Annotated in this window: 15 protein-coding genes; 9 read left to right on the top strand and 6 right to left on the bottom strand. The window is 57.3% G+C overall.

The window, feature by feature from the left end:
• Window positions 1-17: 17 nt before the first annotated feature.
• The 7 genes from cheY (at window position 18) to HBM95_13795 (ending at window position 7,812) form a co-directional block, all read left to right on the top strand.
• Entirely contained in the window at window positions 18-407 is a 390-nt protein-coding gene (cheY, locus tag HBM95_13825; GenBank protein NIH44008.1) for a chemotaxis protein CheY, read from the top strand.
• 10 nt (window positions 408-417) lie between these two features.
• Window positions 418-1,062: a protein phosphatase CheZ gene (gene cheZ, locus HBM95_13820; protein NIH44007.1), complete on the top strand. Its 645-nt coding sequence runs from the start codon at window positions 418-420 to the stop codon at window positions 1,060-1,062.
• 148 nt (window positions 1,063-1,210) lie between these two features.
• A complete protein-coding gene (gene flhB / locus HBM95_13815; GenBank protein NIH44006.1) occupies window positions 1,211-2,359 on the top strand; it encodes a flagellar type III secretion system protein FlhB in 1,149 nt (382 codons plus the stop codon).
• Window positions 2,352-4,430, top strand: coding sequence for a flagellar biosynthesis protein FlhA (gene flhA / locus HBM95_13810; GenBank protein ID NIH44005.1), 2,079 nt, complete (start codon window positions 2,352-2,354; stop codon window positions 4,428-4,430). The genes flhB and flhA overlap by 8 nt, the downstream gene beginning before the upstream one ends.
• Complete coding sequence (locus HBM95_13805) at window positions 4,430-4,822, top strand: flagellar protein FlhE (protein NIH44004.1); 393 nt, start codon at window positions 4,430-4,432, stop codon at window positions 4,820-4,822. Before flhA ends, HBM95_13805 begins: the two co-directional genes overlap by 1 nt.
• A 262-nt stretch (window positions 4,823-5,084) precedes the next feature.
• A complete protein-coding gene (locus HBM95_13800) occupies window positions 5,085-6,668 on the top strand; it encodes an MFS transporter (protein NIH44003.1) in 1,584 nt (527 codons plus the stop codon).
• Window positions 6,669-6,672: 4 nt separating this feature from the next.
• The gene (locus HBM95_13795) at window positions 6,673-7,812 is read left to right on the top strand and encodes a glycoside hydrolase family 105 protein (protein NIH44002.1); all 1,140 of its coding nucleotides are present in this window, start codon (window positions 6,673-6,675) and stop codon (window positions 7,810-7,812) included.
• Window positions 7,813-7,847: 35 nt separating this feature from the next.
• On the opposite strand, the gene argS is transcribed toward HBM95_13795, so the two are convergent.
• Window positions 7,848-9,581 (bottom strand): arginine--tRNA ligase, encoded by a 1,734-nt coding sequence (gene argS, locus HBM95_13790; protein ID NIH44001.1) that lies wholly within the window; start codon window positions 9,579-9,581, stop codon window positions 7,848-7,850.
• 239 nt (window positions 9,582-9,820) lie between these two features.
• Between argS and HBM95_13785 the strand changes: the two genes are divergently transcribed.
• The gene (locus HBM95_13785) at window positions 9,821-10,381 is read left to right on the top strand and encodes a VOC family protein (protein ID NIH44000.1); all 561 of its coding nucleotides are present in this window, start codon (window positions 9,821-9,823) and stop codon (window positions 10,379-10,381) included.
• Window positions 10,382-10,458: 77 nt separating this feature from the next.
• Window positions 10,459-11,202 (top strand): copper homeostasis protein CutC, encoded by a 744-nt coding sequence (gene cutC, locus HBM95_13780; protein NIH43999.1) that lies wholly within the window; start codon window positions 10,459-10,461, stop codon window positions 11,200-11,202.
• A 262-nt stretch (window positions 11,203-11,464) separates the two neighbouring features.
• Here cutC and cmoB read toward each other — a convergent pair whose 3' ends face one another.
• Genes cmoB through HBM95_13755 form a run of 5 tightly spaced genes read right to left on the bottom strand, consistent with a single transcriptional unit; the run spans window position 11,465 to window position 15,045 of the window.
• Window positions 11,465-12,436, bottom strand: coding sequence for a tRNA 5-methoxyuridine(34)/uridine 5-oxyacetic acid(34) synthase CmoB (cmoB, locus tag HBM95_13775; GenBank protein ID NIH43998.1), 972 nt, complete (start codon window positions 12,434-12,436; stop codon window positions 11,465-11,467).
• Window positions 12,433-13,176 carry a carboxy-S-adenosyl-L-methionine synthase CmoA gene (gene cmoA, locus HBM95_13770; protein ID NIH43997.1) on the bottom strand — a complete coding sequence of 248 codons (744 nt, stop codon included), beginning with the start codon at window positions 13,174-13,176 and terminating at the stop codon, window positions 12,433-12,435. The genes cmoB and cmoA overlap by 4 nt, the downstream gene beginning before the upstream one ends.
• Window positions 13,177-13,216: 40 nt before the next feature.
• On the bottom strand, window positions 13,217-13,612 hold the full coding sequence (locus HBM95_13765) for a hypothetical protein (protein ID NIH43996.1): 396 nt from the start codon (window positions 13,610-13,612) through the stop codon (window positions 13,217-13,219).
• A 51-nt stretch (window positions 13,613-13,663) separates the two neighbouring features.
• Window positions 13,664-14,482, bottom strand: a complete 819-nt coding sequence (locus HBM95_13760; protein NIH43995.1) for a DUF72 domain-containing protein — start codon at window positions 14,480-14,482, stop codon at window positions 13,664-13,666.
• Window positions 14,479-15,045, bottom strand: coding sequence for a hydrolase (locus HBM95_13755; protein NIH43994.1), 567 nt, complete (start codon window positions 15,043-15,045; stop codon window positions 14,479-14,481). Before HBM95_13755 ends, HBM95_13760 begins: the two co-directional genes overlap by 4 nt.
• Window positions 15,046-15,143: the final 98 nt, after the last annotated feature.

The following is a 15,143-nucleotide window of genomic DNA, read 5'->3' as shown; positions in this document are numbered from 1 at the left end:
CTCAGGAGTATTATTTTATGGCGGATAAAGAGCTTAAGTTTTTGGTTGTGGATGACTTTTCCACCATGCGTCGCATCGTGCGCAACCTGCTGAAAGAGCTGGGCTTCAACAACGTTGAAGAGGCGGAGGACGGCGTTGATGCGCTGAACAAACTGCAGGCCGGCGGGTTTGGTTTTGTCATCTCCGACTGGAACATGCCAAACATGGACGGTCTGGAGTTGCTGAAAACGATTCGTGCAGACGCGGGAATGGCGTCTATGCCGGTGCTGATGGTCACTGCAGAAGCGAAAAAAGAGAACATCATTGCTGCAGCACAGGCGGGCGCAAGCGGCTACGTGGTGAAGCCATTCACCGCGGCGACCCTGGAAGAGAAGCTCGGTAAGATCTTCGAGAAACTCGGCATGTGAGGTGTTGGTGATGATGCAACCTGCAATGAAACCCGTTGAAGAACACTCGCCGAGCGACATCATCGTGCGCATCGGCAGCCTGACGCGCATGCTGCGTGACAGCCTGCGTGAACTGGGGCTGGATCAGGCTATTGCCGAAGCGGCGGAAGCGATTCCGGACGCCCGCGATCGTCTGGACTACGTTGTGCAGATGACCGCTCAGGCGGCTGAACGTGCGCTGAACAGCGTTGAAGCGTCGCAGCCGCATCAGGATGCGATGGAAAAGGGCGCAAAAGCGCTGAGCAAACGCTGGGACGAGTGGTTTGAGAACCCTATCGAGCTGGCGGATGCCCGCGAGCTGGTGACGGATACCCGTCAGTACCTGGGTGATGTGCCGGGCCACACCAGCTTTACCAACGCTCAGCTGCTGGACATCATGATGGCGCAGGATTTCCAGGACCTGACCGGTCAGGTGATCAAGCGCATGATGGATGTGATCCAGGAGATTGAGCGTCAGCTGCTGATGGTTCTGCTGGAGAACATCCCGGAACCGGCAGCCCGTCCAAAACGCGAGAACGAAAGCCTGCTCAATGGTCCACAGCTCGACGCCAGCAAGGCGGGCGTGGTGGCAAGCCAGGACCAGGTGGACGACCTTCTCGACAGCCTCGGCTTCTGATGGTCCATTCCGCCTCAGGGGGATAACGCCGCCTGGGGCGGTTTGCGACAAAATCACCGAAAAGAGCCCGAATAAACGGGCTTTTCCCGCCATTGGATTTCCGCTGCGCTGGCATGATACCCGTGACGTAATGGGCTGAGCATGTACTGTGGCAGAAGAGAACGACGACAAAACGGAAGCCCCCACACCCCACCGACTAGAAAAGGCGCGTGAGGAAGGGCAGATACCCCGATCCCGAGAATTGACCTCCCTGCTGATCCTTATCGTCGGGGTGTGCATTATCTGGTGGGGCGGGGAGTCGCTCGCCCGCAAGCTGGCGGGGATGCTCTCCACCGGCTTACGTTTTGACCACAGCATGGTCAACGACCCGAATCTGATCCTCAGCCAGATTATTCAGCTGATAAAAGGGGCCATGGTTGCGCTGCTGCCTCTGATTACCGGCGTAGTGCTGGTGGCGCTGGTCTCGCCGGTGATGCTGGGCGGCCTGGTCTTTAGCGGAAAATCGCTGCAACCCAAATTTTCGAAACTCAACCCGCTGCCGGGCATTGCGAAAATGTTCTCGGCGCAGACCGGGGCCGAGCTGCTCAAGGCTATTCTCAAATCTGTGCTGATGGGCAGTTCCGCGGGATTTTTTCTCTGGTACCACTGGCCCGAAATGATGCGCCTTATCAGCGAGTCGCCCCTCACCGCGATGAGCAACGCGCTGAATCTGGTCGGGCTTTGCGCGCTGCTGGTGGTGCTCAGCATTATTCCGATGGTGGGTTTTGACGTGATCTTCCAGCTTTATTCCCACTTCAAGAAACTGCGGATGTCACGTCAGGACATCCGCGACGAGTATAAGCAGATGGAAGGTGACCCGCACGTGAAGGGGCGCATCCGCCAGATGCAGCGTGCCGCCGCCCGTCGCCGCATGATGGAAGATGTGCCGAAGGCGGACGTCATCGTTACCAACCCGACACACTATTCCGTGGCGCTGCGCTATGACGAAAACAAAATGAGCGCGCCGAAAGTGGTGGCGAAAGGGGCGGGGCTGATTGCGTTGCGCATCCGGGAAATTGGCACCGAAAACCGCGTGCCGATCCTGGAAGCACCTCCGCTGGCGCGAGCCCTCTACCGCCACGCGGATATCGGACAACAGATCCCTGGACAGCTCTACGCCGCGGTGGCGGAAGTGTTGGCCTGGGTATGGCAGTTGAAGCGCTGGCGTCTGGCCGGCGGTCAACGGCCTGTCAAACCTGAGAACCTTCCGGTGCCTGCCGCGCTGGATTTTATGAACGAGAAGGACACTGATGGCTAATCTGGTGGCAATGTTGCGCCTGCCCGGCAACCTGAAATCGACTCAATGGCAGATCCTTGCCGGGCCGATCCTCATCCTGTTGATTCTGTCGATGATGGTACTGCCGCTCCCGGCATTCATCCTCGATCTGCTTTTTACCTTCAATATTGCGCTGTCCATTATGGTGCTGCTGGTGGCGATGTTCACCCAGCGCACCCTGGAGTTCGCCGCGTTCCCGACCATTCTGCTGTTTACCACCTTGCTGCGGCTGGCGCTGAACGTGGCCTCCACGCGTATCATCCTGATGGAAGGCCACACTGGCGCGGCAGCGGCAGGGAAGGTGGTCGAAGCCTTCGGCCACTTCCTGGTGGGCGGGAACTTCGCTATCGGTATCGTGGTGTTCGTTATCCTCGTTATCATTAACTTTATGGTTATCACCAAAGGCGCGGGGCGTATCGCGGAAGTAGGCGCGCGTTTTGTGCTGGACGGGATGCCGGGCAAGCAGATGGCGATCGACGCCGACCTGAACGCCGGGCTTATTGCCGAAGATGAAGCGAAAAAGCGCCGCGCGGAAGTGACGCAAGAAGCGGACTTCTACGGCTCCATGGACGGTGCGAGTAAGTTTGTTCGCGGTGATGCCATCGCGGGCATCCTGATCATGGTGATTAACGTAGTCGGCGGCCTGCTGGTGGGGGTATTGCAGCACGGGATGGACATGGGCCACGCGGCGGAAAGCTATACGCTGCTGACCATTGGTGACGGTCTTGTTGCACAGATCCCGGCGCTGGTCATCTCCACTGCGGCGGGTGTTATCGTGACGCGCGTCAGTACCGACCAGGACGTTGGCGAGCAGATGGTTGGCCAGCTCTTCAGTAACCCGCGCGTGATGCTGCTGGCGGCTGCGGTGCTGGGACTGCTCGGCCTGGTGCCGGGGATGCCAAACCTCGTATTCCTGCTGTTTACGGCGGGGCTGCTGGGCCTGGCCTGGTGGATGCGTGGCCGCGAGACCAGGCCGGCTGCGGAACCGGTTCCGGTGAAAATGCCGGAGAACACCCAGGCTGTAGAGGCGACCTGGAACGACGTTCAACTGGAAGATTCCCTGGGAATGGAAGTGGGGTATCGCCTGATCCCGATGGTGGATTTCCAGCAGGATGGCGAGCTGCTTGGCCGCATCCGGAGTATCCGTAAAAAATTCGCCCAGGACATGGGCTTTCTGCCGCCGGTGGTTCACATCAAGGACAACATGGACCTGCCGCCCGCGCGCTACCGCATTCTGATGAAAGGGGTCGAAATTGGCAGCGGTGATGCCTACCCGGGCCGCTGGCTGGCCATTAACCCCGGCACCGCAGCAGGCACGCTCCCGGGCGAGCAAACCGTCGATCCGGCCTTTGGCCTGGCGGCAATCTGGATTGAAAGCGCGCTGAAAGAGCAGGCGCAAATTCAGGGATATACGGTTGTCGAAGCCAGTACCGTGGTGGCAACCCACCTTAATCATCTGATTGGCCAATTCTCGGCTGAACTGTTTGGCCGTCAGGAAGCGCAGCAGCTTCTCGACCGCGTGACGCAGGAGATGCCGAAGCTGACGGAAGACCTGGTGCCGGGCGTGCTGACGTTAACCACGCTGCACAAGGTGCTGCAGAACCTGCTTGAGGAAAAAGTGCCGATCCGCGATATGCGTACCATTCTGGAAACCCTTGCTGAGCATGCGCCGCTGCAAAGCGATCCGCACGAGCTGACGGCGGTGGTGCGCGTGGCGCTGGGGCGCGCGATCACCCAACAGTGGTTCCCGGGAACCGGTGAAGTCCAGGTTATTGGCCTCGATACGCCGCTTGAACGCCTTCTGCTGCAGGCCCTGCAGGGCGGAGGCGGCCTGGAGCCTGGGCTGGCGGATCGCCTGCTGGAGCAGACCCAGGAAGCGCTGGCGCGTCAGGAGATGCTGGGGGCACCGCCGGTGCTGCTGGTCAACCACGCGCTGCGCCCGCTACTGTCGCGCTTCCTGCGTCGCAGCCTGAACCAGCTGGTTGTGCTGTCGAATATGGAGCTGTCGGACAACCGCCATATCCGCATGACGGCGACGATTGGAGGAAAATAATGGGTAAATGGTTATGGATTTTGTTCTTCCCGCTGGCGGTTCAGGCTGCCGGGGAAGGCTCCTGGCAGGCAAGCAGCATGGGGGTGACCCTCAGCAACCGGGGGGTCGCCATGTCCTCTAACCCGCTGTCGCCTTCTGAAACGGTTTCTGGTCAGATGGGGATGGTGGTCTGGAACTACCGGCTGATTGGCCCAACCCCTGCCGGGCTTCGGGTGCGTCTCTGTTCTCAGACTCGCTGTACGGAGATCGACGGAGAAAATGGCACAACCCAGGCGTTCAACGGCGTGCCGGCCATTGAACCCTTGCGTTTTATCTGGGAAGTGCCGGGCGGGGGACGTTTGATCCCGGCGCTGAAGGTGCAGAGTAATTCTGTCATCGTCAACTACCGCTAGCTGCCTGCCTTTTCGCCAGCCATCAGTCAATTCTGATGGCTGTCTCGCAAAATTGACCTCCTCTTTTGATGCAATAGAAACGCTGTTTTATAAATTAGTGACACGCGTGACGCGACCCTTTGCATTTTTGCCATTCACCCTGCTCGTGATGGCAGAAACAGAAAGGTATCAGGACGTCGTTGCATTTACTGTAGCCGTGTAAAAACTCCCCGATGAGCCTTACCTGCAGGGAGTCTCCCAAATTTGATTAGGGTTGACGGCAATGAAAACACGTAAAATTGGACTCGCAAATTATCTTGCCTACGGAGCAGGCGATTTTCTTGGGGCAGGTACTACCGCCCTGACGGCGGCCTGGCTTTTGTATTTTTATACCACCTTCTGTGGACTCACACCGATTGAGGCAACCTTCATCTTTGCCGCTGCGAGGGTGCTGGATGCTGTTGTCAGCCCGTTAATGGGCTTTTTGACGGATAACTTCGGTACGACCTGGCTTGGGAAACGCTTTGGTCGCCGTAAGTTCTTTATCCTGCTGGGTATTCCATGCGTGTTCAGCTACTCGTTGATGTGGGTGGGGGACATGAATTTCTGGTACTACCTGCTGACCTATCTGGTGTTTGATATTGTCTACACCATGATTCTGGTGCCTTACGAAACGCTGGTGCCGGAAATGACCGATGACTTCAAACAGAAAACGAAGTTCTCCGGGGCGCGTATCTCTATGGCGCAGATGTCCGCCATTCTGGCCTCCTTCCTGCCGGGGATCCTGCTCACGCAATTCGGGAAAGACAACGCCGTTTCCTTCTTCTACGCAAGCCTGGTCTTCTCCGTGCTGTGCGCGCTGATGCTGACCTTTGTCTGGTTCTTTACCTGGGAGCGCCCGCGTGAGGAGTGGTCTGAAGCGGCGCTGCGTGCTGAAGAAGAGAAGAAGAAGCTGACGCTGGGGCAGAGTCTCAACCGCCTGATCGTTGAGTTAAGCTCCACGCTGCGCATCAAGATTTTCCGTCAGCATCTGGGCATGTACCTCGGCGGCTATATCGCGCAGGACGTGTTTAATGCGGTGTTCACTTACTACGTGGTGTTTGTGCTGATGCAGGAAGCCTCAATGGCGTCCAATCTGCTGGGCACGATGGCTATCTTCCAGTTCCTCGCTGTGATCGGGATGATCCCGCTGTGTATTCGCTTCGGACCTGCTCCGTCCTACCGCATGGTCGTGGTGCTGTTTGGCCTTGCGTCTCTCTCTTACGCCATGCTCTATTATGCGGGCCTGAGCGACGTCTACGCTCTGCTGTTGCTGATCTCTGCAGTGGCTGGGCTGGGCCGCGGCGGTATCAACTACGTGCCATGGAATACCTACACCTACATTGCTGACGTGGATGAAGTAATCACCGGCCAGCGCCGCGAAGGGATTTTCGCCGGCATCATGACCCTGACCCGCAAGGCATCTCAGGCCGGTGCGGTGATGCTGGTAGGCATTGTGATGCAGATGTCCGGCTTTGTCAGCGGTCAGAAAGTCCAGCCTGCGGAAGTGAGCCACACCATTTTGACGATCCTGAGCGTGGGCACCGTCCTGGTGCTGTTCTGCGGTTTTCTTGTCTCCCTGCGCTTCAAGCTTAACTTGCAGACCCACAGCACGCTGCGCGAGGAGACCGCGAAAATGCGCGAGTGTGGTCATGCGATGCCGGAGTCAGCGACGCCACACGCCCGCGCTACCGTCGAGATGCTGGCCGGTATGCCTTATGAGTCACTCTGGGGCAATAACAACATCGGTTATCTGAATCGTAACAAGCCAGCGGCACCTTCGCTGAAGGATCGCGCGGTACTCAATTCGACATACAACGGAGGTTAAGATAATGAAAGTTTGGCCTGTCAAACATAGCCCGTTATTGCGTCAGCCTGAACGTTTTATAGCCAGGGACGAGCTGAAATCGCTGATTCAAAAGGTGACGTATAACCTGGTCAATATCCACGACAAAACGGGTGAGTTTTTGCTGCGGCTGGACGACGGACGCGTAATCGACACCAAAGGCTGGGCCGGATGGGAGTGGACGCACGGCGTCGGTTTGTATGGCATCTGGCAGTACTACTGCCAGACCGGCGACGAAGAGATGCGCAATATTATCGACAGCTGGTTTACAGACCGCTTTGCGGAAGGCGCCACCACCAAAAACGTCAATACCATGTCGCCGTTCCTGACGTTGGCCTATCGCTACCAAGAGACAAAAAACCCGGCCTGGCTGCCGTGGCTGGAAAGCTGGGCGGAGTGGGCGATGGCCGAGATGCCGCGCACCGATTACGGCGGGATGCAGCACATTACCCTGGCAGAAGAGAACCACCAGCAGATGTGGGATGACACGCTGATGATGACGGTGCTGCCGCTGGCAAAAATCGGCAAGCTGCTCAACAAACCGGAGTACGTTGAAGAGGCGGTGTATCAGTTCCTGCTGCACGTGCAGAACCTGATGGACCGGGAGACCGGGCTGTGGTTTCACGGCTGGAGCTACGACGGTAATCATAACTTTGCCCGTGCCCGCTGGGCGCGCGGCAACAGCTGGCTCACCATCGTGATCCCTGACTTCCTCGAGCTGGTGGATCTGCCGGAAAACAGCGCCGTGCGCCGCTACCTGGTGCAGGTATTGAATGCGCAGATTGCCGCGCTGGCGAAATGTCAGGACGACAGCGGGCTGTGGCATACGCTGCTGGACGACCCGAACTCATACCTGGAAGCCTCCGCCACGGCTGGGTTTGCCTATGGGATCCTGAAAGCGGTGCGTAAGCGCTATGTTGAGCCTGAGTATGCTGATGTTGCGGAAAAAGCGATTCGCGGCATCGTGAAAAATATCTCGCCGGAAGGGGAGCTACTGCAAACCTCGTTCGGCACGGGCATGGGCAGCGATCTTGAGTTTTATCGCCAGATCCCGCTGACGTCGATGCCGTACGGACAGGCGATGGCGATACTCTGTTTGACGGAGTATCTGCGGAAGTATTTCTGATAATAAAAAACCCGGCGCCTGCCGGGTTTTTTGTATTACATACGTTCTACGGTTTCGATACCCAGGGTATCCAGACCCAGCTTCAGGGTCTTCGCCGTCAGCTGCGCAAGCTTCAGGCGGCTGTTGCGTACCGATTCATTTTCCGCAGACAGAATAGGGCAGTGCTCATAGAAGCCGGAGAACAGACCCGCCAGATCGTAGAGGTATGCACACATTACGTGCGGCGTGCCGTCACGCGCGACAACCGTCAGCGTCTCTTCGAACTGCAGCAGACGCGCCGCCAGCTGCGCTTCACGATCTTCCGTAATGGTTACTGTCGTATTCGCCAGCACGCTTTCATCAATGTTCGCCTTACGGAACACGGAGAGCACGCGGGTATAGGCATACTGCATATACGGCGCCGTGTTGCCTTCAAACGCCAGCATGTTGTCCCAGTCGAAGATATAGTCGGTGGTGCGGTTCTTGGAAAGATCCGCGTATTTCACCGCGCCGATACCCACGGCGTTAGCCAGTTTTTCCAGTTCATCAGCAGGCATGTCCGGGTTCTTCTCGGCCACCAGGCGACGTGCGCGCTCCAGCGCTTCGTCCAGCAGATCGGAAAGCTTCACAGTACCGCCCGCGCGGGTTTTGAACGGCTTGCCGTCTTTACCCAGCATCATGCCGAACATGTGGTGTTCCAGCGGAACGCAGTCAGGTACGTAACCGGCTTTACGCACGATAGTCCACGCCTGCATCAGGTGCTGGTGCTGGCGGGAGTCGATGTAGTACAGCACGCGGTCAGCGTGAAGGGTTTCGTAGCGGTATTTCGCGCAGGCGATATCGGTGGTGGTGTAGAGATAGCCGCCATCCTTTTTCTGGATGATCACGCCCATCGGTTCACCTTCCTTGTTTTTGTACTCATCAAGGAACACAACCGTTGCGCCTTCGCTCTCCACCGCGAGGTTTTTGGCTTTCAGATCCGCCACGATGCCGGGCAGCATCGGATTGTAGAGGCTTTCACCCATCACGTCGTCGCGGGTCAGCGTCACGTTCAGACGGTTGTAGGTCAGCTGGTTCTGGGACATGGTGATGTCAACCAGCTTGCGCCACATTTCAAGGAAGTATCGATCGCCGCCCTGCAGCTTCACCACGTAGCTGCGCGCGCGCTCGGCGAAGGCTTCGTCTTCGTCGTAGTGCTTTTTGGCTTCGCGGTAGAATCCTTCCAGGTCCGCCAGCGCCATTTCACCCGCGTTTTCCTGCTGCTGTTTTTCCAGGTAAGCAATCAGCATGCCGAACTGGGTGCCCCAGTCGCCCACGTGGTTCGCGCGGATCACCTTGTGACCGAGGAACTCGAGCGTGCGCACCGCGGCGTCACCGATGATGGTGGAGCGCAGGTGACCTACGTGCATCTCTTTCGCCACGTTCGGGGCAGAATAGTCGACAACCACGGTCTGCGCTTCCGGCTGGGAAACGCCCAGACGGTCAGACTTCAGCGCCGCGTCAACGTGGCTCGCCAGGAATGCAGGCTCAAGGAAAATATTGATAAAGCCCGGACCGGCAATTTCGGTTTTGCTGGCAATGCCGGAGAGATCCAGATGCGTCAGTACCTGCTCAGCGAGCTGTCGCGGCGGCATGCCCAGTTTTTTAGCCACTGCCATCACGCCATTAGCCTGATAGTCGCCAAACTGTACTTTTGCTGACTGACGAACCTGCGGTTCGCAATCCGCAGGCGCGCCTGCGGCAATCAGTGCCTGACTGACTTTTTCGGAGAGAAGAGCCTGAATATTCACCTGGATACCTTACGTTTTTGATGCGGGCTTACAACCGCCCGCGCCAGTTAAAGAATTTAGGGCGGGAGTATACTGCAAATGCCTTCTGGCGTCAGCATTGCGGGGCCTGAAGATTGCTCAGAATCCAGGCGGTGAAGGTGTGCATAATCATGCAGTCGCAAAAAGCCGGATTCTGCGGTTGGTCAAAACAGGGCAACAGAGTAAATTAGCGGCTTTGCGACATGAAAAGAGACTGATTTATGGCAAACTGGCAATCCATTGACGAACTGCATGATATTTCCGCAGATTTACCGCGCTTCACAAAGGCGTTCACAGAACTTGCCACCCGTCTTGGTCTGGATATCGCGCCGCTTGAGGCAGATCACATCTCTTTGCGCTGTCACCAGAATGCGACGGCTGAACGCTGGCGCCGCGGGTTTGAACAGTGCGGCGAGTTGCTCTCTGAGAACATCATCAATGGACGCCCCATTTGTCTGTTCAAACTGCATGAGCCGGTGAACGTGGCGCACTGGCAGTTCACCGTGGTTGAACTGCCGTGGCCGGGTGAAAAACGCTATCCGCACGAAGGCTGGGAGCATATTGAAATCGTCCTGCCGGGAGAGCCGGAGACGTTAAACACGCGCGCGCTGGCCCTGCTTTCTGATGAGGGTTTAAGCAAGCCGGGGATTTTTGTGAAGACGAGTTCACCGAAAGGCGAGCGCGAGCGTCTTCCTAACCCGACGCTGGCCGTCACTGACGGGCAGGTGACCGTGAAATTTCATCCATGGACCATTGAGCAGATCGTTGCCAGCGAAGCCTGAGAGTTGTGATTCGCCGCTGAGACCCGAAACGAGAGGCGTGCCATGATGGCGCGTTAAGCTGATTTAAGGAGGAGTAGATGGCGCTGCTGGAGATTTGTTGTTACAGCGTGGAGTGTGCCCTTACGGCGCAACAGATGGGAGCTGACCGTATCGAACTGTGCGCGGCCCCGAAAGAAGGGGGATTAACGCCTTCATACGGCGTATTGAAGTCTGCCCGCCAGGCCGTCACCATTCCGGTCCACCCGATTATTCGTCCTCGCGGCGGCGATTTTTGTTACACGCCGGGCGAGTTCACTGCCATGCTTGAAGATATCGCCCTTGTTCGTGACCTGGGGTTCCCCGGTCTGGTGACCGGCCTGCTTGATGAAGACGGTCACGTCGATCTGCCGCGGATGCGCCAGGTGATGGACGCCGCTAAAGGGATGGCCGTCACTTTTCATCGCGCGTTTGATATGTGTAAAGATCCGCTTCAGGCCTTTGAAACGCTTGGAGAACTTGGCGTGGCGCGCGTTCTGACATCGGGACAGCAGTCTTCGGCTGAAAAAGGACTGCAATTTATTACGGAACTAAAAGCACATTCCGGTGTTCCAATAATAATGGCGGGTGCGGGAGTCCGTGCCAGCAATCTGGAACGGTTTTTAAACGCCGGGGTGGAAGAGCTTCACAGCTCTGCGGGGAAATGGATACCTTCACCCATGCGTTATCGCAATACAGGGCTGTCAATGTCGACGGATGCTGAAGCGGATGAGTATTCACGCTACGGCGTAGAGGGAGAGTCGGTTGCGGAAATGAAGTCGCTGATTGAGCGTCATCACGTGTAGCAACGTACCGATTTTTACCGCGCATCATGTCGCCCAATATGATGCTTGCTTGTACCAGGCCCCTGCCAATTACACAGGGGCCTTTTTTTCTCCTTCATATTTCAAGCCGCAACTGCGTTGGCCGCCTCGCTCACCCCGGTCACTTACTGATGTAAGCTCCCGGGGATTCGCTGCGTTGCCGCCTTGCTGCAACTTGAACTATTTTGGAGAAAAAGTGTTACGAGTAGGCCGGGTAAGGCGTAGCCGCCACCCGGCTAAAAGGCTACGGCTTGGTCGCAATCAATACCGCACGCATCGGGGCCGGATAGCCTTCGATGGTTTTGCTGTGGTCGGTCGGGTCGAGGAACTGCTCCAGCGATTCGGTGATCATCCAGTCGGTGCGGCGCTGCTCTTCAATTGAGGTAACGCAGACATCGGCAATGCGCACATCCACAAATCCGCACTTCTCCAGCCAGTTTTTCAGCGCCAGTGCGGACGGGATGAAGTAAACGTTGCGCATCTGCGCGTAGCGATCGCCCGGCACCAGAACCGCATGTTCATCGCCTTCGATCACCAGCGTTTCCAGCACCAGCTCGCCGCCGCTGACCAACTGATCTTTGAGCTGCCACAGGTGTTCAAGCGGGGAACGACGATGATACAGCACGCCCATGGAAAAAACGGTATCAAAGGCTTTCAGGGCTGGGAGCTGTTCTATACCCAGCGGCAGCAGATGCGCGCGCTGGTCGTTGCCCAGCAGTTTACGCACCGCCTCAAACTGGCACAGGAAGAGTTGCATCGGGTCGATGCCGACCGCCAGATGGGCTCCCGCGCCAATCATACGCCACATGTGGTAACCGCTGCCGCAGCCCACGTCCAGGATGGTGCGCCCGGTCAGGTCGGAAAGGTGCGGCAGTACGCGATCCCACTTCCAGTCTGAGCGCCACTCGGTATTGATGTTCACGCCGTACAGCGAGAATGGCCCTTTGCGCCACGGCATTAAATTACGCATCAGCGTTTCGATGCGGTTGATCTGCCCGGCCGGGAGCGGCTCTTCGCTCTCGGCGGTTACGCTGTGCAGAAGATCGAGTCGATGCGGTGTCAGTTCCGGCAGATACTCCACGGCATTTGACCACTGCTTTAACAGGCCGTGCTGCTGATCGCGCTGCCAGGCGGCAATCTGCGCCGGCAGGGTCTCCAGCCAGTGGGAAAGATGGTTTTTAGCAATCAGCTGATAGAAGTTGCTGAATTCAATCATGCCGCATCTCCCGCTTTCAGCGCCACCAGCGAACCAAAGTTAAAGCACTGGAACCACAGTTCGCTGTGCTCAAACCCGGCTTTCTGCAGGCGTGCTTTGTGGGTTTCCACGGAGTCCGTCAGCATCACGTTTTCCAGCATGCTGCGCTTCTGGCTGATCTCCAGCTCGCTGTAGCCGTTCGCCCGTTTGAAATCGTGGTGCATGTTGAACAGCAGCTCGCCTACTTTGGCATCCTCAAAGCTGAATTTCTCAGAAAGCACCAGCGCGCCGCCGGGATTCAGCCCCTGATAAATTTTGTCCAGCAGCAGCTGACGGTCTTCAGGCACCAGGAACTGCAGGGTAAAATTCAGTACCACCATCGAGGCGTTGTTAATCTCGATCTCACGGATATCGCCTTCCACCACGTCCACCGGTACGGGGGCTTTATACGCGTCAATATGGCGACGGCAGCGCTCCACCATGGCCGGGGAGTTATCCACGGCAATGATGCGGCAGCCTTCGTGATGAACGTTACGACGTACCGACAGCGTTGCCGCGCCGAGCGAGCAGCCCAGGTCGTAGACCTGCGTGCCGGGTTGAACGAAGCGCTCAGCCAGCATGCCGATCATAGAGATAATATTGGAATAACCGGGAACAGAGCGCTGGATCATATCCGGGAAGACTTCGGCTACCCGTTCATCGAAGGTCCAGTCGCCCAGGCTGGCGATAGGCGCGGAAAAAAGCGTGTCGCGATCTGACATAACGTAAAAATCCGGGAAAAATAAAGTGGCGTATTGTGCGCTAACGGAGGGAGAAAACCAACTCCCACGGCATATACCACAGGTTAGCCAGCACCATCAGCAAAAGCGAACACCATGTCGCGCTCATGCCGGAACGACGCCAGCGGAATAAGCGGTGGTGAAAGCCATAATAGTGCATGAGCCGGCCAGCTATCAGCAGCAGACCGCAAATATGCACCATCCAGGTTTCCGCGCCATTCATCTCCATAAACAGCAGCAGGATGAGGGCCACGGGAATATATTCAACCGCATTACCGTGAATGCGGATAGCGCTTTGCAGTTCGGAGAAACCGCCGTCGCCATAAGAGACGCGGTACTGCATTCTCAGGCGCACAACATCAAATGAAAATTTAATCAGCAGTAATGCACCTAACACCGCATACAGCGCGCTGACCATACTAACTCCCTGTTTTTGGCAGATGGCACTTCACTATGATAGGGGGTGATATCAGAAAAGAGAAGATTGTTGTGGGATGGACGGCGCGCTGCCCACGGACGGCACCACAGCCTGCAAGGCCTGCCACAGAGCATCGACCAGTTCGGGCGCCTGAGCGATATCCGGCGTGTGTAAAAAGAGGTACGGCGTGGTGGTGTGTTCCCAGTTTGCGAGTTTTTGCAGCCAGACGGCGAACATCGCCTGATTTTGCTCCATGTTATCGCTGCCGATGAACCGAACCATCGGATTCTGCGCGGTCACGATGGCGTGGACCGGTACTTTCGGTTTTTTACGCTGAGCTTCAACGATCGCCTCGTTATGCGGTACCGCGCTGTGCACCGGGCGGCTATCGAGGATCACACGGTTAACGGAACGTTCAAGCAGGCCGCGGTTGAGCGCTCTTTCTGCTTCGCCCTTCGCAAAGAAGTCCTGGTGTCGGACTTCCACGCCGTAGGTGAATTCACCGGGCAGGGCATCCAGGAACTGCCAGAGCGCAGGCAGGTCGCGCGGGGCAAACGTGGCGGGAAGCTGGAGCCAGTATTGCCCAATGCGGTTCGCCAGCGGCGACATGCGCGTGAAAAACTCTTCCGTTAAGTCCCCACAGTTTCGCAGCGCGGCCTGGTGGGAAATGGTCGCCGGAAACTTAAAACAGAAACGGAAATCGTCGGTCGTTTGCTCTCGCCAGCGTTCGACAATCTCGGCTTTGGGAAGCGCATACAGGGTGGTATTACCCTCGACGCAGTTGAAGTGTCGGGCATACTCTTCAAGGCTGGTGATGCCCAGGCGCACCCATTTCGGGTGCGACCACTGGGGAAGGCCCACGTACATCATAGCGCGCTTAAAATCTCATCCGTACTGCGCACGCGTCCGATGCGCGGGAAGATGTGGGTCATGCTGCCCCGATGCTGTTCTGCGGAGGCCGCGCTGCAGGCATCTTCGGCAATCACCAGGTTAAAGCCCAGCTCCCAGGCGTTACGGGCGGTCGATTCCACGCCGATGTTGGTGGAAATGCCGCACAGAATAATGGTGTCGATACCGCGACGGCGGAGCTGCAGCTCCAGATCGGTCCCGTAGAAGGCGCCCCACTGACGTTTGGTCACTTCGATATCGCTGTCGCGTTTGCCCAGCGACACCGGGTACGTCCACCAGTTATCCGGCAGGGCATGCGCGGGCGCCTGGGCATCAACGGGCTGTTTTAACGCCTCGGCGAAATCAGCGGACCAGCCGACGCGCACCATGACTACAGGGGCACCGCTGGCGCGGCATTTCTCGGCCAGGCGAGCGGCGCGGCTGACCACATCATCCGCAGCGTGCGGGCCACCGGCAAAGGGGAGGATCCCTTCCTGTAAATCAATCACCACAAGCGCGGTTTTGCGGGCATCAAGTGTTAACATCGTCACTCCAGGTAAATTAATCACTTCCGTAACACCTTACGACGTGATGACCTGTTATCGGTCGGATAATTTTGTTAATTTTTGTGAGAATGCGCAAT

The organism is Enterobacter asburiae, assembly GCA_011754535.1.
GTDB classification, from domain to species: Bacteria; Pseudomonadota; Gammaproteobacteria; order Enterobacterales; family Enterobacteriaceae; genus Enterobacter; species Enterobacter cloacae_N.
The sequence above is the reverse complement of the archived record's forward strand: the minus strand, read 5'-3'. Positions and strand labels throughout refer to the sequence as shown.